Genomic DNA, 25,765 nt, shown 5'->3' on the forward strand with positions numbered 1-25,765 from the left:
CTGCTACGCTTCCGGATCTCGTCCCGGACCGCGCTCCGGACGTCCACATGGCACTTACATCACATCCACAGGTGCCGGTAGAGGTGCCGGAGCCGCAGCGAGGAGAGGTCGGACGTGGGCACTGTCGTCGACGACGCCGCCTCCGTGGAGTTCCACGCCTTCTTCGAGCGGCACTACGCCGAACTCGCCCGGCTCGCCCACCTGCTGACCGGTGAGGCGGAGGCCGCGGACGATCTGGCGGCCGACGCGCTGCTCGCGCTGTGGCACCGCTGGGACCGGGTGCGCGCCGCCGACCACCCGGTGGCGTACGCGCGCGGGGTGGTCGCCAATCTGGCCCGCACCCGGATCCGCAGCGCGGTGCGCGAACGCCGCCGGATCGCCCTCTTCTGGTCGCAGCGCGAGGAGAAGACCGAGAACCCGGACGTCCCGGCGGTCGTGGACGTCCAGGAGGCCCTGCGCCGGCTGCCGTTCCGCAAACGGGCGTGCGTGGTGCTGAGGCACGCCTTCGACCTCTCCGAGAAGGACACGGCGCTCGCGCTCGGCATCTCGGTGGGTACGGTGAAGAGCCAGACGTCGAAGGGGATGGCCGAATTGCAGCGGCTCCTGGGCACCGTCGAGGCGCCTCGGCGCGTTCACGCCGCGGTGGTGCGCACTGGAGGGAGGGACCGATGACTACGCCGCGTGACGTGCACGACGAGCTGCGCGCCAGGCTGCACGCGGCGGCCGAGGCGCACGAGCCCGACCGCGCGCGCATCCTGGCCCGCGTCGAGCGCGGCATGGCCGCGCCGTTCCGTCCGAGCCGCCGGGCCACGCGTCCGCCGCTGTGGGGCTGGGTGCGGGTCATGGGCGCCACGGCCGGGGTCGCGGGCGTCCTCGCGCTGGGCGGCTACGCGGTCGCCTCGGCGGTGAAGGACGACACCCCCGCCCGGCAGACGGTCGCCGTCCCGCCCACGCCGACCCCGTCCCCGTCCGCGACGAGCCGCGCACCGGTGGGCCCGGCCGAGCCGACCCCGGGCAAGGGCGCGTCCCACGCCCCGGGCAAACAGAGCCCTTCGGCGTCGGCGTCCCCGAAGACCCCCGCGACCGCCACCACCCCGCCGGCCGCCTCCGGCGCCCAGGACGGTCCGCTGTGGTCGGACGGCTCGGTGGACCCGCACAGCAACGACTTCTGGGCACAGAGCAACCTGACCCTGAAGACCAGCGAGAAACTCACCTCGCTCACCGTCGAGCTGAAGGTCGCGCAGACCGGCGGGGTGTCCTCGACGGGCTCCTGGCGGTCGCTTCCGGAGCAGGACTTCACCTTCACGGTCGCCGAGAAGGACGGCTTCCTCGTCTACACCTGGGTGCTCGAACAGGGCCGTACGGTCCCGGCGGGCCAGTGGGTGTTCGCGGGGCAGTACGACCACGCCCGCGGCGGCCGGGACGCCAGGGGCGACAGCTACACGATGACGGCGACGGCGGGTGGGGAACACCTCGCGGTGAAGGGCGACTTCGCCGCGCAAGGCGACGGCGCGGGCGGCGACTCGTAACAAGCGCCGACCAGGAGCGCACGAGAACGCCCCCGCCGGTTCCGGTCGGCGAGGGCAGTAACTGGTCGCCGCCGCGGGCCAAGAGGGTTGCCGCACCGGGCCCGAAAGCGATCGAAATTTTCGGTCCCCCGCACCCCTCACGCACCGATTGACGTTCTGTCCCCCACTGGTGACACTCCGATGGCAGTGCAGCCAACAGAATCCATCAGACTCCCACAGGATGTGTCATGCGACCCCGCACCGCCCGCACGCTCCTGGTCCCCCTCCTCGCCCTCCTGCTGAGCCTGCTCGCCGCGCCGCCCAGCCCCGCACACTCCGGAGCACCGCCCGTGAACCACCCCGAGTACGCCGGCTACCTCTTCGCCTACTTCACCGGCGAGGGCACTGCCGACGGCGAGCAGATCCGCTACGCGCTCAGCCGTGGCAACGACCCGCTGCACTGGCGGGAGCTGAACGGCGGCAAGCCGGTGCTGACGTCCACGATCGGCGAGAAGGGCCTGCGCGACCCCTTCGTCATCCGCTCCCCCAAGGGTGACAAGTTCTACCTGATCGCCACCGACCTCAGGATGTACAAGAACAGCAGCGGCAGCTGGGACTACGTCCAGCGCCACGGCAGCAAGTCGATCATGATCTGGGAGTCCACCGACCTGGTCCACTGGACCGACCAGCGCCTGGTGAAGGTCGCGCCCGACAACGCGGGCAACACCTGGGCGCCGGAGGCCTACTGGGACGACTCGCTCGGCGAGTACGTGGTCTTCTGGGCCTCGAAGCTGTACGCCGACGACGACCCGGACCACACGGGCTCGACGTACAACAAGATGCTCTACGCGACGACGAAGGACTTCCGCACCTTCAGCGCGCCCAAGGTGTGGGACGACCCCGGCTACTCGGTGATCGACTCCACGGTGGTCAAGTACAAGGACACCTACTACCGCTACACCAAGGACGAGCGGGACCCGTCCTCCAGCTCCCCCTGCTCGAAGTTCATCACCGCGGAGAAGTCGGCGTCTCTGACCTCGACGAAGTACGACTTCGTCGCCGACTGCATCGGCAGCGGCGCGATGGACCGCGGCGAGGGCCCGACGGTGTTCAAGTCCAACACCGAGAAGAAGTGGTACCTGTTCATCGACGAGTACGGCGGCCGGGGCTACGTCCCGTTCGAGACGACCGACCTGGACTCGGGCAAGTGGACTCCGTCCACGAACTACCAGCTGCCGGCGAGCCCCCGTCACGGCACCGTGCTCCCGGTGACGCAGGCCGAGTACGACCGGCTGCTGGCCGCCTACCCGGCGACCGGCACGTCGGTGGTGGACGCGACGGCGCACGGCCAGAAGGGGTACGCGGTCGTCACCGAGGCGTCGAGCAAGGTGGTCCTGCCGATGGACCCGGACGCGGACCTGCGGCACCTGGCTCCCAGGCTGTGGCTGGGCGAGGGCGCGACCATCACCCCGCCCTCCGGTACCCGCCGTGACTTCCGCACCCCGCAGACGTACAGCGTCACGGCCGCCGACGGCACGAAGCGCACCTGGACGGTGGAGGCGGTGCCGACCCGCAGCCCGGTCCTGCCCGGCCTGAACGCCGACCCCGACGTCGCCTACCTGGACGGCCAGTACTGGATCTACCCGACGAGCGACGGCTACAACGGCTGGAGCGGCACCAGCTTCAAGGCGTACTCGTCGAAGGACCTGGTCCACTGGAAGGACCACGGCGTGATCCTGGATCTCGGCCCGGACGTCTCCTGGGCGGACAAGTACGCGTGGGCGCCGACGATCGCCGAGAAGAACGGCAAGTACTACTTCTACTTCTGCGCCGAGCAGCAGATCGGCGTGGCGGTGGCCGACTCGCCCGCGGGCCCGTTCAAGGACGCGCTGGGCAAACCGCTGGTCGCCAAGGGCGGGAGCCTGAAGGGCCAGATGATCGACCCTGCGGTCTTCACGGACGACGACGGCCAGTCGTATCTGTACTGGGGCAACGGCCACGCGTACGTCGTCCCGCTGAACGCGGACATGACGTCGTACGTCGCCTCCCAGGTGAAGGACATCACCACGGGCGACTTCCGTGAGGGATCCTTCGTGATCAAGCGCAACGGCACGTACTACTTCATGTGGTCCGAGGACGACACCCGCAGCGAGAACTACCACGTCGCCTACGCCACCGGCCCGTCCCCGCTCGGCCCGTGGACCAAGCGGGGCACCATCCTGTCCAAGCGCCCCGAGTACGGCATCCTGGGCACCGGCCACCACTCAGTGGTGAACGTGCCCGGCACCGACGACTGGTACATCGTGTACCACCGGTTCGCCCTGAACGGCCCCGGCAAGGCCGGCGGGGACGGCATGCACCGGGAGACGACCGTCGACCGCATGGAGTTCGCGGCCGACGGCACGATCAATCCGGTGGTGCCGACCCTGCAGTCGGTGAAGCCGGTGCGGCCTAGCTGACGAAGTACGTCGGGTTGGGCAGCTTGTACGTCCGGTCGGCGTAGCCGCCGTCAAGGTCGGAGTACTGGTCGCCGAAGTTGGCGACGATGTCGTACCCCAGGTCCTCGATGTGCTTGCGGGTGCCGGACTTGTACTGGACGGTCGTGCACTTCCAGGCACCCGGGGTGGCGCAGCCGCTCAGGTAGGACGGCGGGTTGGCCGCGTCCTTGAGGAACATGTGGTCGGCGTCGAGGTTCACATCGGCGCCGACCTTCTTCAGGTTCTCGACGGCGGCGGAGCGCTGCGCCTCGCTGAGCCCCGAGTTGTAGAAGACCTCGACGCCCTTGGACGCGGCGTACCGGACGAGTTCGGGGCTGCCGAACACCGCGGGGCGGTCCGCCCTGTTCACGTACGCGGCCCAGGTCGCCGAGTTGTACGTGTAGTTGTAGCGCTTCTCGTAGTCGAGGCTGAGCAGCAGCGTGTCGTCGATGTCGAAGACGACGGCCGGCTTCTCACCCCGGTGGTGCGCCTTGCGGGCGGCCTTGTCGATGTAGTGCTTGGCGTCGGCGTCGATGCGCGCCAGGTCCTCGGCGTACGGGCTGTCCGGGGACGCCTGGTAGACACCGTTGGCGTCGGCCGTGGTGCCGTAGTAGGTGTCGATGTCCTTCACCAGGAGCCCGATGTTGTAGGGCTCGTGGGTGGAGTTCGCCGTCGACTGACCGGCGGTGGCCGCGCCGGCGCCGTAGAGGGCCCCGCCGGCGACGGCACAGGCGGCGACGAGGGCCGCGATACGAAGTGGCTTATGCATGACAGGTTTTCTACGCGCGTCACCACCGTGAGCGCGAGGCCCGTTGCCCGATCGATACCTTCCCGACCGGCCAACGGGCCCAATGCGGTGCCCCTCCCGGGTCAGTTCATGGTCGCGCCGACGGTGGTGCTGCCCGTGGTCAGGAAGGTCGTGTCAGGCAGGGAGCCGTCGGACTTGCGGGCGTTGTACGTGGTCGACGCGTCCGTGGACCTGAAGGCCGGGGTCGAGACACCGGAGTCCCAGTTGTTGCCGGCCGAGGTCACCTTGGAGCCCTTGCTGACCAGGCCGCTGCCGTTGCCGACCGCCAGGTTCCTTCCGAGCTTCGCGAAGCTGGTGGCGAAGTAGTAGCCCCACTTGGCGTTGGCGTACGCGGTGGTGCGGTTGATGACGATGGCACCGGTGTTGGAGTTCTCGGTGAAGCCGTTGCCCGCGTTGTCCCAGGCGGCGGAGTTGTTGACGACGTGGGCGACCGTCACGCCGTTGCCGCCCAGTTTGTAGCCGTTGCCGTTGCCCTCGAAGGCGGGGTCGTTCCAGCGGTTCTTGCCGTTGCCGAAGGACCAGGTGTGCTCGATGGTGACGGGGGACGAGAACGACCACAGGTCGATGCCGTCGTCCGAGTTGTTGTAGAGCCGGGCCCCGGTGACCAGGTTGCCGGTCCCGGAGCCGAACTTGATGGCGACGCCGTCGGCGTTCTGACCGTGGTCGGCGGCGTCGTAGTTGCCGTAGGAGTCGAGGTTCTTCACCGTGTTGTTCACGGTGCCGTCGCCGGTGAGCGTGAATCCGGAGTCGCCGCCGTTGATGGTCTTGATGTTGTTCCAGTTGGTGCCGGTGCAGGACTGGCAGACGACCGCGCTGTCCGGGGAGTTCTGGAAGGTGATGTTGGAGACGTTCCAGTAGTCGGCGGTCAGTTTGAAGATCCACGAGCCGGACGGCAACTTGGAGCCGTCGATCTTCACCGTCTCCGAGCCGTACGCGGTGAGCGTGATCGGCGTCGAGGAGGTGCCGTTGGCCGTGGACTGCAGGGTCGCCGTCGGATAGTAGGTGCCGCCGCGCACCTGGATGACGGTGCCGGCGGTGGCGGTCTTGACGGCGTTCGCCAGGTCGGTCGAGTTGCTGACGACGACCGTCGCGGCCTGCGCCTGGGTGGGGAGCACGGCGAGACCTGCGCCGAACGCCAGGGCGGCGCCCAGGGTGAGAGCGGTGCGACGAGACATGGAGTGCGGTCCTTTCGTCTCGGGGAAGGGGTGGGGGGTTGGTGCGTCAGTGGGGGACGCGGGGCCTGAAGTCGCCGAGGTAGGTCTCCCGCGTGTGGAGCGCGGCTTCCTCGTCCGTGAGTCGGGGGCGGTTGTCGGGCACGCTGATCACGGCGCCGGGTCCGGTGTTCCGGTACTCGCGGAAGCGCATGGACTGCCAGGGGTGGGCGTCCCGCATGTCGGTGTAGGGGGCGGCCGCGTCGATGCCGGGTCCGAGCCAGGTGTCCCGGACCACCAGCGACGGCCAGGCGGTCGTCTCGTACGACGGCACCCAGGGCCGGGCCAGCTTGTACGCCCCGTCCTCGGCGCCGGAGGTCACCCGGCAGCGGACCGCGAGGAATCCACGCGGGTTGGCGCGGGCCGTGGAGGGTGCGAAGACCATGCCCTCCGGCTTGAAGGCGACGTACCGGTCGAGCGTGTGGAAGTGGCAGCGTTCGAAGACGGCGGTGGCCCGGCCGAACACGAAGTCGACGTCACCCTCGATGTAACAGTCCCGGTAGTACTGCCGGTCGAAGGAGGCCAGGACGGTGGTGTCCGCGAACAGGGTGTCCTGGTGGGCCAGCAGCCGGACGCGGTGGAAGAGGGAGCGGTCCCCCGTCACGTACGCCGCGACCGCCTGCGTGCCCGTGATCTCCGGGTGGTCGGCCCGCAGCCAGTCGTTGGCGAGGGTCAGGTCGCGCACGGTCAGGCCGGGCGCGGCCGAGGTGAAGGTGGCCGAGCCGGCCGTGCCGTAGGTGCCGGAGCCGTCCGGTTTCCGGGTGCCGTTGGCGTTGTCGTGGACGATGACGGTGTCCCGGGGGTCGCCCGTGGCGCCGCGCAGGGTCAACTCGCGTGCGGTGGCGGGCACGCTCACGACCTCCCGGTAGGTACCCGGGTGGAGGACGATCGTCCACCCGGGCCCGGTGACCGCGTCCACCGCGGCCTGTACCGAACCGCCGGGGCGTACGTGCAGGACCCGGCGTGCGGCGGACGCGAAGGCGGGGGTGGTGCCGGCGGCGAGCAGACCGCCGGCGAATGCGGTCAGCAGGGTGCGTCGGTCCATTGTCAGCACCCCTTCCACCAGGGGGTCCAGTCACCGAGGTAGGCCTCGCGGGTGGCCGACCGGGCCTCCGGGGCGGTGAGCTGGGGCCGATTGGCGGGGACGCTGATCGCGGCGCCGGGTCCCGTGTTGCGGTACTCCGCGAACCGCTGGTTCTGCCACGGGTGGGAGTCGGACATGTTGGCGTACGGTGCGACCGCGTCGATGCCGGCACCGAGGTGGGTGTCCCGGACGGTCAGCATCGGGCGGGCGGTGGGGTCGGATCCGGGCACCCACGGACGCGCGAGCTTGTAGTACGCGTCCGGAGCCTCGCTGCTGATGCGGCTCCTCGTGACCAGGTAGCCGCGCGGGTCGGCGACCGCGGTCGAGGGGGCGAAGACGAAGCCGTAGGGGGCGGCTGCCAGGTCCGTCCGGTTCACAGTGCGGAAGTGGCAGCCCTCGAAGACGGCGGTGGCCCGGCCGAACACGAAGTCGACGTCGCCCTCGACGTAGCAGTCCCGGTAGTACTGCCGGGCGAAGGTGCCGAGCGCCATCGAGTCGGCGTACAGAGTGTCCTGGTGGCCGAGGAACCGGCACCGCTCGAAGGCGCTGCGGTCGCCCTGCACCTTGATGGCGACGGCCTGCGTGCCGGTGATCTCGGGGTGGTCGGCGCGCAGGAAGTCGTTGGTGAAGGTGAGGTGGCGGGCGGTGAACCCGTCGGCCTGCACGGTGGTGGTGGCCGAGCCTGTGGTGCCGTGGGTGCCGCCGCCGGGCTTGGGCGTCCCGTTGGCGTTGTCGTACACGATCACCACGTCCCGGGCGTTCCCGGAGGCGCCGATCCAGGTCATGCCGGTGCGGACGGCGTCCACGACGACCGTCTCCCGGTACGTCCCCGGGGCGATGACCAGCGTGTACCCGTCCCCGCTCGCGGCCGTGACGGCGGCCTGCACGCTGGTGAAGTCCCCGGCGCCGCCCGGGTGGACGTACAGGGTCTTCCCGGTGAGGCGGGCGGACGGCGAGCCGTACCGCCCGAACGCGGAGTCCGCCCGGGCGGGGCACGGGAGACCGAGCGCGACGGCGGCGCCGGCGCTCGCGGCGAGGAGGGCTCTGCGTCCCACGGTGGCCGCCACGGTCAGCAGACCTTTCCCGCACCCGCGCGGTGGTCGACGATCCCCGGAACCGCCCGGGCCGGGTCGACCTTGGTACGCAGGGTCGGCGTCCAGTCGGCACCCGACTGCAACGTCTCGCCGGGGATCTCCGCGTTGTGCACGGCGATCAGGTCGGTGAGCGTGCCGTTGACGTAGTTGTCGGCAGCGGTGACCGGCGCCTCCTTCCACTTCTTCAGGATCGAGCCTGCCTTGACCCCGTCGGGCAGCGTGAACGCGTTGTGCTCGGCGACGAGCTGGGACTCCATGCCGATGCCGTAGCTGTAGGAGTAGCCGTCGCCCGCCACGAAGTGGTTGTTGTAGGAGTCGACCTGCCCGAAGCGGACGCGCGGGGCGCGCTCGACCAGGTTCGAGAACAGGTTGTGGTGGAAGGTGACCTTCAGGTGGCCCCGGTCGACGGCGGCGGTGGAGGCGCTGTCGCTGTTGCCGATGAGGATCGTCTTGTCGTGGTCGGCGAAGACGTTCCAGGAGGCGGTCACGTAGTCGGCGCCCTTGACGATGTCGAGCTCGCCGTCGTGCTGCTCGTAGATCCGGCCGTAGTAGTACGGCAGCGTGCTGTCCGGGTGGTCGCCGTCGGTGAAGGTGTTGTGGTCCATCCACACGTGGGTGGAGCCGTAGACGACCGCGCTGTCGTACTCGGAGTTCCAGTTGCCGTCGGCGGTGTCGGTCGGGTCCCACTGCGGGAAGCAGTCGAGGGGGCTCTCGAAGGTCAGGTTGCGGACGATGACGTTGTCCACGCCCTTGATCTGGAGGCTTGCGCCCTTGAAGCCGGCGTCCTTGCCGATGCCGACGATGGTGGTGTTGGCCGGGACGTTCGCCTTGATGTAGGCGTCCTGGTCGGCGGCGGAGGCGCGGCGCAGGCCCTCGGGGCTGTTGTCGGGCTCGCCGTCCAGGTTCTTGCTGCGGCCCCACGTCTCGGGGGCGTAGGTCTTCAGGTAGGTGTCGAAGTCGTAGCCGGGCACCGCGAAGGACGCACAGCTCGGCCCGTCGGCGTCGATCATGCCCTTCACCTTGACGATCTTGGGGGCGGAGCCGCCGTCGGCGAGGGCGGCCTTGAACTGGTCCCAGGTGGTGACGGTGTAGACGTGCGCGGCGTCGGCGGCCGCTCCGCCGGTGGTGCCGGTGCCGTAGGAGCCCCAGCCGTCGTGCGCGGCGAGGGTCCGGCGGCCGAGGTCGCGGGGCTGGGCGGCGTGCGCGGCGGGGCCGGTCACGGTCAGGACGAGGGCGGTGCAGCCGATCAGCACGGTCGCCGTGGCTGTGGCTGTGGCTGTGGCTGTGGCTGTGGCTGTGGCTGTGGCTGTGGCTGTGGCTGTGGCTGTGACATGACCATGCCATTTCTGTGGGCGCATGGTGCGGCTCTCCTTGGGATGGATGGGTGGTTACGCGGCGGGCGGCGGCCAGGTGATCCAGGACTCGGGGATCTCCTCGCCGAGCCGGCGGACGTCCCGGGGCGCCAGCACATGCCGGTGCAGCAGCTCGCCCGCGACGAGACGGGCCACGGCGATCGCTCCGGGCGGGTTGAAGTGGGTGTTGTCCTGTTCGGTCGCCGTCCAGTTGAAGTACTTCTTGGTCTCCTCGACACCGAGCCGCTGCCACAGCGCCAGCGACAGGGCCTCGATGTCGAGCAGCGCGACACGCTCGTCCTCGGCGAGGGCGCGCATCGCCGCCGGGTAGTCGCCGTGGGTCGGCACGGCGTTGCCGTCCGCGTCGAACTTCCGCCGCTCGACGGGGGTGGCGAGAACGGGCCTGGCGCCGTGCGCCCGCGCACCGTCGATGTACAGGCGCAGATAGTCCTGGTAGGTGGTCCAGGGCTCGGTGTATCGGGCCGGGTCGGCGGTCTTCTCGTCGTTGTGCCCGAACTGGATGAGAAGGAGGTCGCCGGGGCGGATCACGGAGAGGACGGCGGCGAGCCGCCCCTCGTCGACGAAGCTCTTGGAACTGCGCCCGTTCACGGCGTGGTCGGCGACGGCCAGGCCCTCACGCAGAAAGAAGGGGAGCGCCATGCCCCACCCGGTCTCGGGCGCGGCGTCGGCGTACTTCTGGGCGGCCGTGGAGTCTCCGGCGATGTAGAGGGTGCGGTGGCGGCGGCCTGCGGCGCGCGCGGGGCCGCTCACCGCGAGGGCGAGCGGAACGGCGGCGACGGCTGCGGAGGTGACCTGTCTACGAGTAAGAGACACAGCGGGTGCCTTTCCACAGAGAGGTGGTGACCCGCACCCTCTCGAAAGGCGCGGGTCAGCGCTGATCCGAAACGGGTCTTAACGTTGCTGCTTCTTCCACTCGGCCTGGGCCTTGTTCAGCTGGTCCGCCAGGGTGTCCAGGAACTGCCGGGCCGTCATCTTCCCGAGCAGCACCTTCTGGAAGTTCGGCTCGTTGTCGGCCTTGGAGATCGTGTTCCAGTCCGGCAGGTAGTACGGCAGCTGCACGATCTTGGTGCCGGAGCCGTTGAGCGCTTCGGCCGCGAGCTTCGTCGGCTCGGCCTTCTGGATCCACGCGTCCTTCGCCGCGTCCACGTTCGCCGGCACCTGCCCCGCCGACTCGTTGAACTTCGAGTTCTCCTCGTGCGAGACGGCGAACTCGATGAACTTCCAGGCCGCCGCCTTGTTCTTGCTGGACTTGAACACGCTCAGACCGTCGACCGGGTTGGACACCTGCACCCGGGTCCCGTCGTCCAGCGTCGGGTTCGGAATGCCGCGGAACTTGTCCGGTCCGAGCGCCTTCACATGGTCCTGGTAGGACCCGAGGTTGTGGCTCAGCATGCCGATGGTGCCGCTGTCCCACTGGGCGACCATCTTGGTGAAGTCGTTGTTGACGTCGGCGGTCGGGGTGTCCTTCTTGTACAGCGCCACGTACTTCTCGAGGGCGGCCACGTTCTTCGGGTCGTTGACGGTGGTCTTGTCGCCGTTCCAGAAGGAGGTGATGCCGGTCTGGCTGTACATCGCGTCCAAGGCCGGTGCGATGGAGCCCTTGCCGCCCCGGATGGTGAAGCCGAACTCGTTCTTGCTCCTGTCGGTCAGCTTGTCCGCCGCCTCGTAGAACGTGGACCAGGTGGTCGGCGCGTCGAGGCCCGCCTTCTTGAACAGGTCGGTCCGGTACCACAGGGTGCCGTTGTTCGCGGAGGTCGGAATCTGGTACAGCTTGCCGTCGCCGCCCGCCGCCTTGCTGCTGTCCAGCAGGTTCTGGCTCAGCTTGCCGCCCAGCGGACTCTTCTCCAGGCGGCTGTCCAGCGGCTCCAGCGCGCCCTGCGCGGCGACCTCGGCGAGCATCGCGGTGCCGACACCGCCGACGTCGGGCAGGCCGCCGCCCTGGATGGCGGTGTCGTACTTGGACTGGGCACTCGCGGCCGGAATGCCGACGTAGTCGACCTTGATGTCCGGGTACTTCTTCTCGAAGTCGGCGATGACCTGCTTCCAGATGTCGGTGCGCACACCGCCGTTGTTGTCCCAGAAGGTGATCTGGCCCTTGCCGGAACCCTCGGTGCCCTTGTCGCCGGCGGAGCCGCTGCCGTCGTCGCCGCACGCGGTGGCGGTGAGGGCGAGCGCGGAACCCACGGCGACGGCCAGAGCGGCACGCCTGCTTCTGCGGTCGGTGATCTTCATTGATCGGCTCTCTTCTTCTGGTTACGACGGGGAGGTGAAGGTGTTTCAGGTGGAGGTGATGCGGAAGTGCGTGAACGTGGCCGCGCCGGCGTGTCCCTCGCCGGCGGGGGCGAGCGCGAAGAGGCCGAGCAGGGCGCCCACCCAGCGCCAGGGGGTTGCGGAGAAGACCTGGCCGGACGGCAGGAAGCCCTCGCCCAGGTCGTACGAGAACCGGCAGCGTGCCCCGCGGCCGATCTCGATCCGCAGTCGGGCCCGCCCTTCGGGTGCTAGTGCCCCGGCAGGCAACGTTCGCCCGTCAAGGAGCGGCGTTCGGTGCGTGCTCTCGGCGAGCCGGCCGGAAGCCCTCGTACTGGATGTACTTGGGCTTTCGGGCGGTGCGGCGAGTGGGGGTCCCCCCTGCTCGAAGAGCTTGGGGGAGCGTGCCGGGCGTCGCGACGGGGCGAACGTTGCCTGTTGGGGCACTAACCGCGGATACGCCGCGTCGCGCTCCGTCTCGGCCACCTGCTCGGCGAACCGGTGCACCAGGTGAACCGTCCCGTCGGCCCCCCGTTGCAGTCCGATCCAGCTGAACGCGTCCCCGAGCACCGCCAGCCCCGCCCGGGCCCCGGGCTCCTCACCGGCCAGCCGCAGTTCGACCTCAACCGCGCAGGGCCGTCCCGGCAGCCGCTGGGTGAGGACGTTCGGCAGGGTGCGCAGGTCATGGACGTCGGCGGAGCGGACGCAGGTCAGCCGTAACCCGTCGGCGGAGTGCCGGGTGACCCAGCCGCCTCTGGGGTTGGCCGTCCACTGCCACTGGCGGCCGTACCGTCCGCCGGGGAAGTCGTCGTCGGTGGCCGGCGCGGCGGGCGGCTGCGGCGGCAGGTCCGGCTTCGCGTGCACGGCGACGGGGGCGCCCTCGTCCCCGATGACCGGCCAGCCGTCCGTCCCCCAGCGCAGGGGCTGGAGGTGGACCACTCTCCCGTACGCGCCCCGCTGCTGGAAGTGCAGGAACCAGTCCTCTCCGGCAGGGGTGCGCACCCAGCCGCCCTGGTGCGGCCCGTTGACGTCGGTGTCCCCCTGCTCCAGGACGACCCGCTCCTCGTAGGGTCCGAAGAAGTCGCGCGAGCGGAAGGCGCCCTGCCAGCCGGTCTCCACTCCCCCGGCCGGGGCGAGGATCCAGAACCAGCCGTCGTGCCGGTGGACCTTGGGCCCTTCGAGGGTGAACCAGCCGGGGATCCGGTCACCGTCGACGATCACCTTGCCCTCGTCGAGGACCGCCGTGCCGTCCGGGTGCATACGGTGGCCCGTGAGCCGGTTCTTGATACCGGAGCGGGATTTCGCCCAGGCGTGCACGAGGTAGGCGTCGCCGGTCTCGTCGTCCCACAGCGGACACGGGTCGATCAGGCCCTTGCCCTCCTTGACCAGGTGGGGGCGGGTCCATGGGCCGCGGATCGCGGGGGCGTTGACCTGGTGGACGCCGTGGTCGGGGTCGCCCCAGAAGATCCAGAAGCGGTCGTCGTGGTGCCGGATCGACGGTGCCCACACGCCGCAGTCGTGGCGCGGGGAGGCGTACTCGTCCTCCGGCTCCAGGCGTTCGAGGGCATGCCCGACGAGGGTCCAGTTCACCAGGTCCCGGGAGTGCAGCAGCGGCAGTCCTGGCGCGCGGCCGAAGCTGGAGGCGGTCAGGTAGAAGTCGTCGCCGACGCGGACGACGTCCGGGTCGGACCAGTCGGCGTCGAGGACCGGGTTGCGGTACGTGCCGTCGCCCAGGTCCGCGCTGGTCAGGCTCATGGGCTCACCGCCTTGCGCACCAGGGCGGCGGCCCCGTCCCGGCCGAGGCGGCCGTCGGCGACGACGGTGACGATCCGGCGGACGACCGTGTCGCCGGGAGCGACGGTGAGCCGTTCCTCGTGGGCCAGGGAGGAGCCCACGCCGGGGTACTCCTCGGCGCGCACGAACCACGGGTCGCGGCGGGTGTCGTCGGTGGCCGCGGCGAAGACCAGGGTCCAGGTGCTGCCGCCGAGGGCCAGCCAGTCGGCGCGGGTGCCGTGGACCTCGCTCTCGCCCTGGCGATCGGCGGTGAAGACCCGCGGGGACTCTGCCTCCTTGCGGGCGCGCCAGAAGAAGCCGCCGTAGGCCGCGCCGGGGCGCCCGTTGGTGGCGGGGCTTCCGATCGACAGCAGGCCCGAGGTCACATTGGTGAGGGAGAACGTGAAGTCCATCGCCCAGGCGCCGTCGGTGAGTTCGGTGGCGGCGACGGTGCGGCGCTCACGCAGCAGTTCGCTGCGCGCGGCCACCCACCGCAGCTCCTCCACGAAGCCGTCGGGGTCGCGGAGCTGGAAGGCGCTGTGGCGCTGGGTGCCGTGGTCGTCCAGCTCGGTCGGCCCCTGCCCGCGGACGAAGGTACGCCCGCCCCAGAAGTTGTGCCCCTCGACGTCGGGAACGGCGACACCGACGCCGAGGTGGTGTGGGTGGTCGGCGGGGCTCAGCTCGGTCACGGCCGTGCCCGCCAGTGTGGTGACCGGGTGCAGGTAGGGGCGCGGCGAGAGCCGGGCAGGCAGCTCGGGGCGGGTGACGTAGCGGCCGACGGGGCGACCCGCGACACGCAGGACCAGCGAGTCGGTGGTCGTCATCGGGTGCTCACCTCTTCCGGGAGCACGGCCGGAAGCGCCCACGGCGCGTCCAGCTCGGAGTAGAGGGCGAGGGTGTCGGCGGCTGCCGCGACCAGGCCGTCGACGCCGGGTACGACACGGCGGTTCTCGCCGGGGATCCGGTGCCAGGCGCCCTGCGGAAGCGGTGCCGGGTCGGGGGCCTGCCGCACGGCCTCCACGACCTTCATGAAGGCGCCGGTCGAGTCCGGGGTGACCAGCAGCTCGTCGCCGTCGGTGAGGTGCCGGGCGAGGTTCTCCAGCAGGTCCGTCCTGCGGTACTCGAACTCCTCCGGGCCGTGGCCGGCCCGCTGCAGCAGCACGCGGTCCTGCTTGTACCAGAAGGTGATCCGGCCGCTGCTGCCGTGCACGAGGACGTACGGCTCGTCGGGGTGCTCGGCGCACAGGGTCGCGGCGACGGTGACGGGGCGGCCCTGCGCGGTGGTGACGCGGACGCAGGAGGTGTCGTCGGACTCGATGGCGTTGGCGTGCCACAGCTCGGTCTCGATGCCGGTGACGTCCTCGGCGCGGGTGCAGCCGCCCAGGGCCAGGGCGGTGGCGACGGCGTGGGCGAGGGGGTTGGTGAGCGCGCCGTCGACGACGTCGACGCCGTTCAGCCGACGCCTGCCGGCCCAGGGGACACGCCGGTAGTACGCCTCGTCGCGTGCCCAGGCACCGGCCCCGCCGACGCCGACGACCTCTCCGATCGCCCCTCGCGCCATCAGCGCCCGGATCGCGGGCAGGGCGTGCGAGCCCAGCGACTGGAAGCCGATCTGGCAGGCGACACCGGCCCGGGCCACCCCGTCGGCCATGCGCCGGAACTCGGCGAACGAGGGCGCGGGCGGTTTCTCCAGCAGCAGGTGGACGCCCTTCGCGGCGGCCGTCAGCGCCAGGTCCGTGTGGGTCGGGATCGGTGTGCAGACGACGGCGATCCGGGCCCCGGTGGCCTCCAGGAGCGCGCCGAAGTCGGCGGACTGCCGCGGTGAGCCCAGTCCCCGGGGGATCTCGTCCTCGGTCAGCGGGGTCAGCTCGCAGATGCCCGCGAGCCGTACGACCCCCCGGTGCTGGAGCCGGCGGATGTTCTCCATGTGCCAGCGGCCGTGTCCGCGGGCTCCGGCGAGTACGACGGGCAGTGCTGTGGTCGTCATCGGATCCTCCCCGCGCGCCATCTCTCGGCCGGCCTGGTCGACGGTTCCCCTCACCCCTTCACCGCCCCCGCGCTGAACCCCGTGATCAGCCACTTCTGGATGAAGGCGAACACGATCACGACGGGTACGGCGGCGATGATGCCGCCCGCGGCGAGCGCCCCGAGGTCGACGCTGTCCGCGCTCATCAGGGTGTTCAGACCGACCGGGATGGTCTGCTTGCTCTGGTCGGACAGGAACATCAGGGCGAACAGGAAGTGGTTCCAGGCGTGCACGAAGGCGAAGGAACCGACGGCGATCAGGCCGGGCCGCAGCAGCGGCAGGACGACGATCCGGAAGGCGGCGAAGCGGTTGCAGCCGTCCACCCAGGCGGCCTCCTCCAGCGAGGGCGGAACATTCCTGATGAAGCCGCTGATCAGAATCATCGACAGCGGCAGCTGGAAGACGGTCTCGGCGACGATGACGCTGCCCAGTGAGTTGATCATCCGCAGGTTGGCGAAGATCTGGAAGAGCGGGACCAGCAGCAGCGCGCCCGGCACGAACTGCGAGCAGAGGAGGGCGAGCATGAAGGCGCGCTTGAGGCGGAAGTCGAACCGGGCGAGCGCGTAGCCGCCGGCGAGCGCCACCAGCGTCGTCATCACGAGGGTCGCGAGGCCGACGAGCACGCTGTTCTGGAAGTAGGTGCCGAAGGCCCGCTCGGTCCACACCTTCTCGAAGTGGTCGAAGGTGACCGGCCAGGGAACCAGCGAGGTGGAGCCGGCCGGGCGCAGGGCGAAGAGCAGGATCCAGTAGAACGGAACGAGGGTGAAGAGCAGGTAGAGGGACAGCGGCAGGTAGATCTGCCAGCGCGGGACCTCGTCCCAGGCGCGGTGCCTGCCCTTCGGACGGGCCGGCTCGGACACCACGCGGTCGGGTGCGGGCGCGATCTCGGTGATCACTTGTCCTCACTTCCGAACTTGCTCAGCCGCAGATAGACCATCGAGAAGAAGAGCAGGATCACGAACGCCACCGTCGTCAAAGCCGACGCATAGCCGAAGTTGTGTGCGTCCACGCTGGTGTTGGCGATGTACAGCGGGAGCGTGGTGGTCTCACCGGCCGGGCCGCCGCCGGTGAGGGTGTAGAGCAGGTCGACGTTGTTGAACTCCCACACCGCGCGCAGCAGTGTGGACAGCACGATGGCGTCCTTCAGATGCGGCAGCGTGATGTGCCAGAACTGCTTCAAGCGGCTCGCCCCGTCGACCTCGGCGGCCTCGTACAGGTCCTTCGAGACGGACTGGAGGTCGGCGAGGATGAGGATCGCGAAGAAGGGGACGCCGCGCCACAGGTCGGCGACGACCGCCGCCGGGAAGACGGTGGAGGTGTCCGACAGCCAGCTCGTGCCGTAGGAGCCGATGCCCATGTCGGCGAGGTAACGGGTGATGCCGGTCTGGGAGTTGTAGAGCAGCACCCAGATCGCGGAGGTCAGCACCCCGGAGACGGCCCACGGGGAGAACACCAGCGCCCGGCCGAGCGCCCGGCCCACGAAGGTCTGGTTGACGATGAGGGCGAGGGCCAGACCGAACAGCAGCTGCAGCCCGACCTCGACGACGACCCACTTGGCGCTGAAGGTCAGCGTGTGCCAGAACTGCGGGTCCTTGGTGAAGGCCTGGACGAAGTTGTCGAAGCCCGCGTAGCCGTTCCGCCACGGCTTGGTGGGGTTGTAGTTCTGCAGGCTGTAGTAGAAGACGCTGAGGACCGGGTAGGCGATGAAGCCCAGCATCAGCAGGGCCGCCGGGGCGATCAGCAGGTACGGGAGCCTGCGCGGCGTGGCGGAGGCACGGCGCCGCCGGGGTGGCGCGGGCGGTTTCGCCACGGCTGCGGCTTGGGCCATGACTGTTCTCCGTTCGCAATGGGACTGGTTACAGCGCGTGCAGGAAGCGCTTGCTACGTACACGTGCTTGAAGCGCTTCGACAGCGCTGACCGGGGGTGCTCGGTACCCCGGGACCTGCGGTGGTGCGTGGGCGGGCCCGGGGGTCGTGCGGTGTGTCAGCCGGCGTACGGGTCCGGGACCTGGCCGGACCGGGCCAGGAACTCGAAGTCGCAGCCGGTGTCTGCCTGGGTGATCTGGGAGTTGTAGAGCACGCCGTAGCCGCGCTCGTAGCGCACGGGCGGCGGTGTCCACTCCGCCCTGCGGCGCCTGAGCTCCGCGTCGTCCACGTTGAGCCGGAGGGTGCGGGCCTCGACATCGAGGGTGATGCTGTCCCCTGTGCGTACCAGGGCGAGCGGTCCGCCGATGTGCGACTCGGGCGCCACGTGCAGCACGCACGCGCCGTAACTCGTGCCGCTCATCCGGGCGTCGGAGATCCGCACCATGTCCCGCACGCCCTGCTTGAGCAGGTGGTCCGGGATCGGGAGCATCCCGTACTCGGGCATCCCGGGGCCGCCCTTGGGTCCCGCGTTGCGCAAGACCAGCACGCTGTCGGCGGTGATGCCGAGGTCCGGGTCGTTGATGGTGCGCTGCATGGTCCGGTAGTCGTCGAAGACGACCGCGGGACCCGTGTGCTGGAGCAGGTGCGGTTCGGCGGCGATGTGCTTGATGACGGCGCCGTCCGGGCAGAGGTTGCCGCGCAGGACGGCGACGCCGCCCTCGCGGGCGACCGGGTTGTCGCGGGGCCGGATGACGTCGTCGTTGTGGACCTGCGCGCCCGCGATCTGCTCGCGCAGGGTGTCGTGGGACACCGTCGGCCGGTCCAGGTGCAGCAGGTCCGGGATCCGGGAGAGGAACCCGGGCAGGCCGCCGGCGAAGTGGAAGTCCTCCATCAAGTACCGCTCGCCGCCGGGCCGGACGTTGGCGAGCACGGGGACCGTGCGTGCGATGCGGTCGAAGTCGTCGAGCGTGAGCTTGACCCCGGCCCGTCCGGCCATGGCGATCAGGTGGATGACGGCATTGGTGGAGCCGCCGAGCCCGAGGACCGTCGTCACCGCGTCCTCGAACGCCTCAGGGCTGAGGATGTCGGACAGCTTCCGGTCCTGGTGGACCAGTTCGACGATCCTCAGGCCGGCGGCGGCGGCCATCCGGTCGTGCCCGGAGTCGACGGCGGGGATGCTGGATGCGCCCGGGATCGTGACACCGAGCGCTTCGGCGGCGGCCGTCAGCGTGGACGCCGTCCCCATCGTCATGCAGTGCCCGGGCGACCGGGCGAGGCCGCTCTCCAGCTCCTGCATCTCGCAGTCGCCGATGAGGCCGGCGCGCTTGTCGTCCCAGTACTTCCACATGTCGGTGCCGGAGCCGAGGACCTCACCCCGCCAGTGGCCCGGCAGCATCGGCCCCGCGGGCACGAAGATCGTGGGCAGGTCGACGCTCGCGGCGCCCATGAGCAGCGCCGGCGTGGACTTGTCGCAGCCGCCCATCAGCACGGCCCCGTCGACGGGGTAGGACCGCAGCAGCTCCTCGGTCTCCATCGAGAGCAGGTTGCGGTACAGCATCGGGGTCGGCTTCTGGAAGGTCTCGCTGAGCGTGGAGACCGGGAACTCCAGCGGGAAGCCGCCCGCCTGCCACACGCCCCGCTTCACGGCCTGCGCGCGATCCCGCAGATGCACATGACAGGGATTGATGTCGGACCAGGTGTTCAGGATGGCGATGACGGGCTTGCCCAGGTGCTCCTCGGGCAGATAGCCGAGCTGACGGGTGCGGGCCCGGTGGCTGAAGGAGCGCAGCCCGTCGGTGCCGTACCACTGGTGGCTTCTGAGCTGTTCCGGCTTCTTCATACGGACCACCCGGCGGCTATGGCGGCGACCTCCGCACGCTCCTCCTCGGGCAGCGCCCTGCTCGGCGGGCGCACGTCCCGGCGGCACAGGCCCAGGGAGGCGAGGGCCTCCTTGACGACGGTGACGTTGTCGGCGGAGCCGTTCGCCGCGCGCAGCTCCTCGAAGCGGCGGATCTGTTCCCAGACCTTCATGGCGGCCGGGTAGTCGCCCGATCGAAGCGCTTCGATCATGTTCAGCGAGACGGACGGGGCGACGTTCACGAGCCCCGAGGTGAAGCCCGTGGCGCCCGCCGAGAAGTAGGAAGGCGCGTACGGTTCGGCGAGGCCGGCCACCCAGACGAACCGGTCCAGACCGGCGTCGCGGGCGAAGGCCGCGAACTTCGCGGCGTCCGGGACGGCGTACTTCACCCCGATGACGTTCGGGCAGTGGTCGGCGAGCTCGGCGAGCCGCGCGCCGGACAGCTGGGCGTTGCGGATGTAGGGGACGACGCCCAGTTCGGGCACGGCCTCGGCGATCGCGCGGTGGTAGTCGACCCAGCCGGCGGCCGAGACGTACGGGTGGACGGGCTGGTGGACCATCACCATCTGGGCGCCGAGCTCGCGGGCGTGCCGCGCGGAGGCGACGGCGGTGGGCACGTCGTGTCCCACCCCGACCAGGATCGCGGCCCGCTCCCCCGCCTCCTGGACGGTCAGTTCGGTGACGAGGCGCCGCTCCTCGGGGGTGAGGGCGTAGAACTCGCCGGTGTTTCCGTTGGGCGTCAGGGTCCTCACCCCACCGTCGAGCAGGCGACGCAGCAGGGCCCGGTGGGCGGTCTGGTCCACGCGGCCGTCCTCGGTGAACGGGGTCACCGGGATCGCCACCACGTCGGCCAATGCCGTCCGCTGGGTCTCGAACGTCGTTGTCATGCCTGACCGTCCTCTCCCTGGGCCTCCGGCTCCGCCGCTTCGGTCGCGGGGAAGGCCCGTCGCACGAACGACGCGATGTGGGCATGGAGGGCGCTCGCGGCCCCGTCGGCGTCGCCTCCGAGGGCGAGCCGCAGGATCTCCCGGTGCTCGGTGGCCTCCCGCTCCCAGGAGGGATCGGCGGCCCAGGCGACGGCGGAGACGAGGGCGGCCTGGTCGCGGACCTCGTCGAGCATCCGGCCGAGCAGCGGGTTGCCGCACGGCAGGTACAGGGCGCGGTGGAACTCCCGGTTGGCCAGGGAGCGTTCGGCGGTGTCGCTCGCCTCGTCGGCCCGCTTCAGCGCGTCGCGCGCGGCGTCCAGGGAGGCCCCGCGCCGCACCGAGCGCCGCAGCGCCTCCGGCTCCAGGAGCAGCCGGACGTCGTAGACCTCGCGCGCCATGTCCGCGTCCACCATGCGCACCGTGACGCCCTTGTACTGGCTCATCACGACGAGCCCGGTCCCGGCCAGGGTCTTGAGCGCCTCGCGCACGGGGGTCTTCGACACCCCGAACTGTGCGGCGAGTTCGGTCTCCACCAGGGCCTGGCCGGGCGTCAGCTGCCCGGTGAGGATGCGGTGTTTGATCCCCTCCAGCACGTACTGCGTGCGGGAGGGGATCGGCGTGGGCACAGAGGTCATGCGCGCCTCTCGGATGTCGCGTATGCGATGTCGCGTACCTGATCTCGCGTATCGCGTCTCATATATGACGTACGAAGTACGACGCGTCGAAGGTAAAAGCGGTCCTGTGTTTCGTCAATGCTTCTGACAAAGGGAGTTGGGGCAACGTGTGCGTGACGGGCGGACACTCACCGCGTATCGCTCCCAGGGGCACAAGTGACGGCGTTCCAACGGATTTCCGTCCAGCGCGGCCCCCGACCCGCGCTTTTCTAAGGCACCTGCCCGATCCGGCCCCCGTGTCCTTAGAGCCACGATGACCGGGCATGACGACGACATGGACGGCGGCACGCGTGCTGCGCGACCGCGATGCGGGGCTCTGTCTGGCCGGGGTGGTGGTGTCCGGCTTCGGCACGTCGGCGCTGTGGCTGGCGTCCGGGGTGTGGGTCAAGGACCTCACGGGCTCGGACGGCCTGGCCGCGCTGTGCCTCCTCGCCCTGTGGGCGCCGGTCCTGGCCGGCCCGGTCCTGGGCACGCTTGCCGACCGCGTCCGCCGCAAGCCGCTGCTGATCGCCACGAATCTCGGCCTCGCGGCCCTCCTGCTGACGCTCTTCACCGTCCGTTCCCGGGACGGGCTGTGGCTGCTGTACGCGGTCCTGTTCGTCTACGGGGCGGCCGGGATCGTGCACGACGCGGCCGAGTCGGCGGTGGTCGCCGCCGCCGTCGACGGCTCGCTGCTCGGCGACTTCAACGGACTGAGGATGACGGCCACGGAGGGCATGAAGCTCGTCGCCCCGCTGGCCGGCGCGGGGATCTACGCGGCGTACGGCGGCCCCTGCGTGGCGTTCCTGGACGCCGTCACGTTCGTGCTCGCCACCGGCCTGTACGCGCTGCTGCGGGTCCACGAGGACGGACCGGAGCCGCCCACCGCCGGGTGGCGCGCCCGGACCGTCGAGGGCGCGCGTCATCTGTGGCGGCACGAGCGGCTGCGGCCGCTGGTCCTGGCGGGCGGGAGCACCATGCTGTTCGCCGGGCTCAACGGCGCGATGGTCTACGCGGTCGTGGACGGCCTCGGCCGCTCCCCCGCGTACGCCGGGGTGCTCTTCGCCGTCCAGGGCACCGGTTCGGTGCTGATCGGCACGGTCTCGGGCCCCGCCCTGCGCCGCCTGGGCGAACGCCGGTTCGCGGCCTGCGGCATCGCCCTGTTCGCCGCCGGCGTGGCGTTCAGGGCGATCCCGTCCGACCCGGTGACGCTGGTGTGCAGCGCGGCCATCGGTGCGGGACTGCCGTGTGTCCTGATCGCGGCGTTCACCGCGGTGCAGCGGGAGACGCCGGGCCCGCTGCTGGGCCGTGCGGCCGCCACGGCGAACACGCTGCTGTTCGGTCCGAACGCGGTCGGGCTGGCCGTCGGGGCCGGGCTCGTCGAACCGGTCGGCCACCGGCCGGTGCTGGTGGTGCTGGGCCTGGTAGCGCCGGTGGCGGTGGCGCCGCTGCTTCAGAGCCCCGCGAGAGCGTCCCGTACGGCGTCGAGGTCGCCGTCGGACGCCAACCCGGCGTGATAGAGCCGCAGTTCGGTCGCGCCCAGTTCGGCGGCGCCCCGGGCGTCCCGCGCGAGTGTCCCCGGGCTGCCGCCCATGCCGGAGACCACCGTGAAGTTGGCCGCGAGGACGGCACCCGTCCGGTTCTGTTCCGCGAAAGGGGCCAGCAGGCCGGCGCCGCCCGTGCAGGGCACCACCACGCCGTCCGCCAGGGACAGGATGTGCGCGGGGTCGACGCCCGCGTTGGCGCCGCAGTGGTACGGGACCGGATCCGCGTGCAGCAGTACCTGGAAGCCCTCGGGCGCGGCCGCCCGGACCGCTGCCACGGCCTCCTCCTGGAGCGTGCGGGCGGTGGTGTCGCGCCACGCGCGCGTGGCGGCCGCCTTCGCCTCACCGAGGAGCTGCTCGACGCCCGCCCAGCCCCCGTCGGAGGGTGCACCGCGCCACACGGGCTCCAGCGCCGCCCGCACCGCCGCGGCCAGTTCACCGGCATCCAGTCCGTGCCGTCCGTAGCCCTCACGGCAACTCGGGCAGAAGCACAGGGACATGAGGTACTGCCCGGCGTCCCCGAGCGTCACGCCGCCGATCTTGTCGTGGGCGTGCAGGTGAGCCAGCCCGTACCAGCCGAGCGATTCGAGCTCGGTGCCGCGCGCGCCGGGCCGTACGGCCGCCTCGGCCGCCAGGTCGACGAGGTACGCGCGCGTGGCGGGCTGCGCGATGCACGGCGCCCAGGGGTAGCGGTCACCGTAGGCGTTGACCACGGAGGTGCCGGGATGCTCCTCACCCATGCGCGAGTTGTGCGCCAGCACCACCCAGGTGTGCACCTCGAGCCCGGCCGCGGTGAGCGCGCGGGCCGCCTCGCCGAAGGCGTCGCCCGGGGCCCAGTCGCCGGCCGGCCAGGGGCGCAGGGCGCGGCCCTCCCAGCGCGCGTCCGCCGGGTAGAGCACGGCCGCGTGGCGGGCGGTCACGACGCGGTGGTGCGGATGCCGGGGCGTGAGGGCGCGTGTGGAGTGGTAGGCGGAGGCGAGGGTCGCCTGCCGGGCGCCCAGCGCGGCGATGCGGTCGGGGGCCTCGGGGTCCCCGTTGACGTCCCAGGGGTAGACGAACGCCGACGCCTTCACATGCCCTCCTCGAGCAGCGCGTACCCGTGGTCGATCAGTGCGGCGAGTTGTTTGACGTGGTCCTCGGACGGCTCGTGCAGGGGCGGCCGCACCTCGCCGACGTCGAGGCCGCGCAGCCGTACGCCCGCCTTGACGAGGGACACGGCGTAGCCGCGGCCGCGGGAGCGCAGTTCGACGAACGGGCGGTAGAAGCCGTCGAGGAGCCGGTTCACGGTGGTGTCGTCGCCGGAGGTGAGCGCGCGGTGGAAGGCGAGGGCGATCTCCGGGGCGAAGCAGAACACGGCGGACGAGTACAGCGTGACACCGATGCCGCGGTAGGCGAGCTGGGTCTGCTCGGCGGTCGGCAGGCCGTTGAAGTAGAGGAAGTCGCCCGGGACCTCGCTGCGCACGGCGCTGACGATGCGCTGCATCAGATCCAGGTCGCCGAGCCCGTCCTTGAGGCCGATGACACCGTCCGTACGGGCGAGTTCCACCACCGTCCCGGGCGTGAACACGGCGTTGTCGCGCTGGTAGACGACGGTCGGCAGCGAGGTCGCGGCGGCCAGCTCCCGGTAGTGCCGCAGCAGCCCCTCCTGGCCCGCGACCACGAGGTAGGGAGGCATGGCGAGCAGCCCGTCCGCCCCGGCGGCCTCCGCGAGCTTGGCGTAGCGCACGGCGAGCGCGGTCCCGTAGCCGGCGCCCGCCACGACCGGAACCCGTCCGTCGGTCGCCTCGACGGCCACCCGTACGCAGGCCTCGAATTCCTCGGGCGTCAGCGCGTGGAACTCACCCGTGCCGCAGCACGCGAACACGGCGGCGGCGCCCGCCTCGACCCCTCCCCGCACATGGGCGCGGTAGACGTCGAGCGCGAGGGTGCCGTCGGGCCCGTACGCGGTGACGGGGAAGAACAGCGGCCCGCTCGGGATGCCGAGTCGAGCGGCGAGAAGGGCTGACGTCACGGGCTCTCCCTTGAACAGGCGCTCCTACGCGGACCGACGCGCGCTCCCAAGTGGACCACACCCCGGACAGGTGACCACATCCCGGACAGGTGCACGTTTCTGATCCGCGTCCATATTTCTGAACGAATCCACGCTATGGGGCCACCTCGGGGCGGGTCAAGCACGCAATCGGGCAAGTCAGAGGTGGATTCCGCACTTCCGCGCCACACTTGACGGGTCGGGTCGACGCTCCTTAGCGTGTCCACGAATGTGAATCCTGTGCATGAATGCGGCCGTTGATCTCAAGGAGACCGAGGATGCCCGCTCCCCGCACCGTTCTGCTCACCGGCGCCGCCGGCGGACTCGGCACCCTGATGCGGGGACTGCTGCCCCAGTACGGCTACCGACTGCGCCTCCTCGACCTGCTGCCGATCGAGGGCGAGCCGGGCGCGATCACCGCGGATCTCGCGGACAAGGACGCCGTGCGCGAGGCCGTACGGGGCGTCGACGCGATCATCCACCTCGCGGGCATCTCCCTGGAGTCCACGTTCGAGAAGATCCTGAAGGCGAACATCGAGGGCACGTACAACGTGTACGAGGCGGCGCGCGAGGAAGGCGTACGCCGGATCGTGTTCGCCTCCTCCAACCACGCGGTCGGCTTCACCCCGCGCCCCCAGGGCGACGACCCGCTGATTCCGATCGACACCCCGCGCCGCCCCGACACCTTCTACGGACTGTCCAAGTCCTTCGGCGAGGACCTGGCCCAGTTCTACTGGGACAAGCACGGCCTGGAGACCGTGTCGGTGCGCATCGGCTCCTGCTTCCCGGAGCCCACCAGCGTCCGCATGCTCTCCGTCTGGATGAGCCCCGAGGACGGCGCCCGCCTCTTCCATGCCGCCCTGACCGCCGAGGACGTCGGCCACACCGTCGTCTACGGCTCCTCGGCCAACACCCGCCTGTGGTGGGACCTGACCACCGCGCGGGCCCTCGGCTACGAACCGCAGGACGACTCCGAGCCGTACGCCGAGAAGCTCATCGCCGAGCAGGGCGGGCTGGACCCGGACAACCCGGCGCACGCACACCTGGGCGGCCACTTCGTCACGGACCCGCCCATCTGGCCGTACTGAGACGACGCACTCCAAGGGCGGGCGGGCACCGAACGGGCCCGCCCGCGCCGCTTTTCGGGCACGGAAGCTGCCCGATCTCACCCGGCACAGCGCTCCGCCCCAGGTCCGACGCGGGCACACATCCGGCCAAGCGGGCAGGGTCGGGCACACACGGGCACGCAACAGGCCTGGTCACCGCCGCGCCCCCGCTGTAGAACTTC

General features: G+C 70.7%; 22 protein-coding genes. 5 read left to right on the top strand and 17 right to left on the bottom strand.

Going from position 1 to position 25,765, the window contains the following annotated elements; translation table 11 throughout:
• Window positions 1-114 precede the first annotated feature (114 nt).
• The 3 genes from N8I84_RS10435 (at window position 115) to N8I84_RS10445 (ending at window position 3,967) form a co-directional block, all read left to right on the top strand.
• Entirely contained in the window at window positions 115-672 is a 558-nt protein-coding gene (locus N8I84_RS10435) for a SigE family RNA polymerase sigma factor (RefSeq protein WP_263229258.1), read from the top strand.
• Window positions 669-1,529, top strand: a complete 861-nt coding sequence (locus N8I84_RS10440) for a hypothetical protein (RefSeq protein ID WP_263229259.1) — start codon at window positions 669-671, stop codon at window positions 1,527-1,529. The genes N8I84_RS10435 and N8I84_RS10440 overlap by 4 nt, the downstream gene beginning before the upstream one ends.
• A 227-nt stretch (window positions 1,530-1,756) precedes the next feature.
• Window positions 1,757-3,967 (top strand): family 43 glycosylhydrolase, encoded by a 2,211-nt coding sequence (locus N8I84_RS10445; protein WP_263229260.1) that lies wholly within the window; start codon window positions 1,757-1,759, stop codon window positions 3,965-3,967.
• On the opposite strand, the gene N8I84_RS10450 is transcribed toward N8I84_RS10445, so the two are convergent.
• The 15 genes from N8I84_RS10450 to N8I84_RS10520 all read right to left on the bottom strand — a co-directional run bounded on the left by N8I84_RS10450 (window position 3,960) and on the right by N8I84_RS10520 (window position 20,886).
• Window positions 3,960-4,754: an HAD family acid phosphatase gene (locus tag N8I84_RS10450; RefSeq protein WP_263229261.1), complete on the bottom strand. Its 795-nt coding sequence runs from the start codon at window positions 4,752-4,754 to the stop codon at window positions 3,960-3,962. The two genes, N8I84_RS10445 and N8I84_RS10450, sit on opposite strands and share 8 nt — an antisense overlap.
• Window positions 4,755-4,855: 101 nt before the next feature.
• Window positions 4,856-5,968: a right-handed parallel beta-helix repeat-containing protein gene (locus N8I84_RS10455; protein WP_263229262.1), complete on the bottom strand. Its 1,113-nt coding sequence runs from the start codon at window positions 5,966-5,968 to the stop codon at window positions 4,856-4,858.
• A gap of 46 nt (window positions 5,969-6,014) precedes the next feature.
• Window positions 6,015-7,049 carry a pectinesterase family protein gene (locus N8I84_RS10460; RefSeq protein ID WP_263229263.1) on the bottom strand — a complete coding sequence of 345 codons (1,035 nt, stop codon included), beginning with the start codon at window positions 7,047-7,049 and terminating at the stop codon, window positions 6,015-6,017.
• 2 nt (window positions 7,050-7,051) lie between these two features.
• Window positions 7,052-8,155, bottom strand: coding sequence for a pectinesterase family protein (locus tag N8I84_RS10465; protein WP_263229264.1), 1,104 nt, complete (start codon window positions 8,153-8,155; stop codon window positions 7,052-7,054).
• Between the two features lie 2 nt (window positions 8,156-8,157).
• A complete protein-coding gene (locus N8I84_RS10470; protein WP_390898874.1) occupies window positions 8,158-9,540 on the bottom strand; it encodes a pectate lyase family protein in 1,383 nt (460 codons plus the stop codon).
• A gap of 30 nt (window positions 9,541-9,570) precedes the next feature.
• Window positions 9,571-10,368: a rhamnogalacturonan acetylesterase gene (locus N8I84_RS10475; protein ID WP_263229265.1), complete on the bottom strand. Its 798-nt coding sequence runs from the start codon at window positions 10,366-10,368 to the stop codon at window positions 9,571-9,573.
• Window positions 10,369-10,446: 78 nt separating this feature from the next.
• Entirely contained in the window at window positions 10,447-11,787 is a 1,341-nt protein-coding gene (locus tag N8I84_RS10480) for an ABC transporter substrate-binding protein (protein WP_263229266.1), read from the bottom strand.
• 45 nt (window positions 11,788-11,832) lie between these two features.
• Window positions 11,833-13,557: a glycoside hydrolase family 43 protein gene (locus tag N8I84_RS10485; protein WP_263229267.1), complete on the bottom strand. Its 1,725-nt coding sequence runs from the start codon at window positions 13,555-13,557 to the stop codon at window positions 11,833-11,835.
• Window positions 13,554-14,399 (bottom strand): DUF6807 domain-containing protein, encoded by an 846-nt coding sequence (locus N8I84_RS10490; protein ID WP_263229268.1) that lies wholly within the window; start codon window positions 14,397-14,399, stop codon window positions 13,554-13,556. Before N8I84_RS10490 ends, N8I84_RS10485 begins: the two co-directional genes overlap by 4 nt.
• Window positions 14,396-15,562 (bottom strand): Gfo/Idh/MocA family protein, encoded by a 1,167-nt coding sequence (locus tag N8I84_RS10495; RefSeq protein WP_263229269.1) that lies wholly within the window; start codon window positions 15,560-15,562, stop codon window positions 14,396-14,398. The genes N8I84_RS10490 and N8I84_RS10495 overlap by 4 nt, the downstream gene beginning before the upstream one ends.
• 50 nt (window positions 15,563-15,612) lie before the next feature.
• Window positions 15,613-16,485, bottom strand: a complete 873-nt coding sequence (locus N8I84_RS10500; RefSeq protein ID WP_263234727.1) for a carbohydrate ABC transporter permease — start codon at window positions 16,483-16,485, stop codon at window positions 15,613-15,615.
• Window positions 16,486-16,493: 8 nt separating this feature from the next.
• Window positions 16,494-17,429 (bottom strand): carbohydrate ABC transporter permease, encoded by a 936-nt coding sequence (locus tag N8I84_RS10505; RefSeq protein WP_263229270.1) that lies wholly within the window; start codon window positions 17,427-17,429, stop codon window positions 16,494-16,496.
• Window positions 17,430-17,585: 156 nt separating this feature from the next.
• A complete protein-coding gene (gene araD / locus N8I84_RS10510; protein WP_263229271.1) occupies window positions 17,586-19,307 on the bottom strand; it encodes an L-arabinonate dehydratase in 1,722 nt (573 codons plus the stop codon).
• A complete protein-coding gene (locus N8I84_RS10515) occupies window positions 19,304-20,212 on the bottom strand; it encodes a dihydrodipicolinate synthase family protein (protein ID WP_263229272.1) in 909 nt (302 codons plus the stop codon). The genes araD and N8I84_RS10515 overlap by 4 nt, the downstream gene beginning before the upstream one ends.
• Window positions 20,209-20,886, bottom strand: a complete 678-nt coding sequence (locus N8I84_RS10520) for a GntR family transcriptional regulator (RefSeq protein WP_263229273.1) — start codon at window positions 20,884-20,886, stop codon at window positions 20,209-20,211. Before N8I84_RS10520 ends, N8I84_RS10515 begins: the two co-directional genes overlap by 4 nt.
• A gap of 302 nt (window positions 20,887-21,188) precedes the next feature.
• Here N8I84_RS10520 and N8I84_RS10525 point away from each other — a divergent pair, with 302 nt between their 5' ends.
• Window positions 21,189-22,421, top strand: coding sequence for an MFS transporter (locus N8I84_RS10525; protein ID WP_263229274.1), 1,233 nt, complete (start codon window positions 21,189-21,191; stop codon window positions 22,419-22,421).
• On the opposite strand, the gene N8I84_RS10530 is transcribed toward N8I84_RS10525, so the two are convergent.
• Together N8I84_RS10530 and N8I84_RS10535 are read right to left on the bottom strand one after the other, a co-directional pair.
• Window positions 22,358-23,521, bottom strand: a complete 1,164-nt coding sequence (locus N8I84_RS10530; RefSeq protein ID WP_263229275.1) for a hypothetical protein — start codon at window positions 23,519-23,521, stop codon at window positions 22,358-22,360. The two genes, N8I84_RS10525 and N8I84_RS10530, sit on opposite strands and share 64 nt — an antisense overlap.
• Window positions 23,518-24,459: a 5-dehydro-4-deoxyglucarate dehydratase gene (locus tag N8I84_RS10535; protein WP_263229276.1), complete on the bottom strand. Its 942-nt coding sequence runs from the start codon at window positions 24,457-24,459 to the stop codon at window positions 23,518-23,520. Before N8I84_RS10535 ends, N8I84_RS10530 begins: the two co-directional genes overlap by 4 nt.
• Window positions 24,460-24,755: 296 nt before the next feature.
• On the opposite strand from N8I84_RS10535, the gene N8I84_RS10540 reads away from it, so the two are divergent.
• A complete protein-coding gene (locus N8I84_RS10540; protein ID WP_263229277.1) occupies window positions 24,756-25,565 on the top strand; it encodes an NAD-dependent epimerase/dehydratase family protein in 810 nt (269 codons plus the stop codon).
• Window positions 25,566-25,765 lie beyond the last annotated feature (200 nt).

The organism is Streptomyces cynarae, from assembly GCF_025642135.1.
In the GTDB taxonomy this organism is placed as follows: Bacteria; Actinomycetota; Actinomycetes; order Streptomycetales; family Streptomycetaceae; genus Streptomyces; species Streptomyces cynarae.

Bases quoted from the DNA above. Each gene is read 5' to 3' on its own strand.
- N8I84_RS10515 (WP_263229272.1), bottom strand. From the start codon at position 20,212: ATGACAACGACGTTCGAGACCCAGCGGACGGCATTGGCCGACGTGGTG.
- N8I84_RS10455 (WP_263229262.1), bottom strand. From the start codon at position 5,968: ATGTCTCGTCGCACCGCTCTCACCCTGGGCGCCGCCCTGGCGTTCGGC.
- N8I84_RS10450 (WP_263229261.1), bottom strand. From the start codon at position 4,754: ATGCATAAGCCACTTCGTATCGCGGCCCTCGTCGCCGCCTGTGCCGTC.
- N8I84_RS10525 (WP_263229274.1), top strand. From the start codon at position 21,189: ATGACGACGACATGGACGGCGGCACGCGTGCTGCGCGACCGCGATGCG.
- N8I84_RS10505 (WP_263229270.1), bottom strand. From the start codon at position 17,429: ATGGCCCAAGCCGCAGCCGTGGCGAAACCGCCCGCGCCACCCCGGCGG.
- N8I84_RS10460 (WP_263229263.1), bottom strand. From the start codon at position 7,049: ATGGACCGACGCACCCTGCTGACCGCATTCGCCGGCGGTCTGCTCGCC.
- N8I84_RS10485 (WP_263229267.1), bottom strand. From the start codon at position 13,557: ATGAGCCTGACCAGCGCGGACCTGGGCGACGGCACGTACCGCAACCCG.
- N8I84_RS10480 (WP_263229266.1), bottom strand. From the start codon at position 11,787: ATGAAGATCACCGACCGCAGAAGCAGGCGTGCCGCTCTGGCCGTCGCC.
- araD (WP_263229271.1), bottom strand. From the start codon at position 19,307: ATGAAGAAGCCGGAACAGCTCAGAAGCCACCAGTGGTACGGCACCGAC.
- N8I84_RS10470 (WP_390898874.1), bottom strand. From the start codon at position 9,540: ATGCGCCCACAGAAATGGCATGGTCATGTCACAGCCACAGCCACAGCC.
- N8I84_RS10540 (WP_263229277.1), top strand. From the start codon at position 24,756: ATGCCCGCTCCCCGCACCGTTCTGCTCACCGGCGCCGCCGGCGGACTC.
- N8I84_RS10490 (WP_263229268.1), bottom strand. From the start codon at position 14,399: ATGACGACCACCGACTCGCTGGTCCTGCGTGTCGCGGGTCGCCCCGTC.
- N8I84_RS10445 (WP_263229260.1), top strand. From the start codon at position 1,757: ATGCGACCCCGCACCGCCCGCACGCTCCTGGTCCCCCTCCTCGCCCTC.
- N8I84_RS10440 (WP_263229259.1), top strand. From the start codon at position 669: ATGACTACGCCGCGTGACGTGCACGACGAGCTGCGCGCCAGGCTGCAC.
- N8I84_RS10520 (WP_263229273.1), bottom strand. From the start codon at position 20,886: ATGACCTCTGTGCCCACGCCGATCCCCTCCCGCACGCAGTACGTGCTG.
- N8I84_RS10495 (WP_263229269.1), bottom strand. From the start codon at position 15,562: ATGACGACCACAGCACTGCCCGTCGTACTCGCCGGAGCCCGCGGACAC.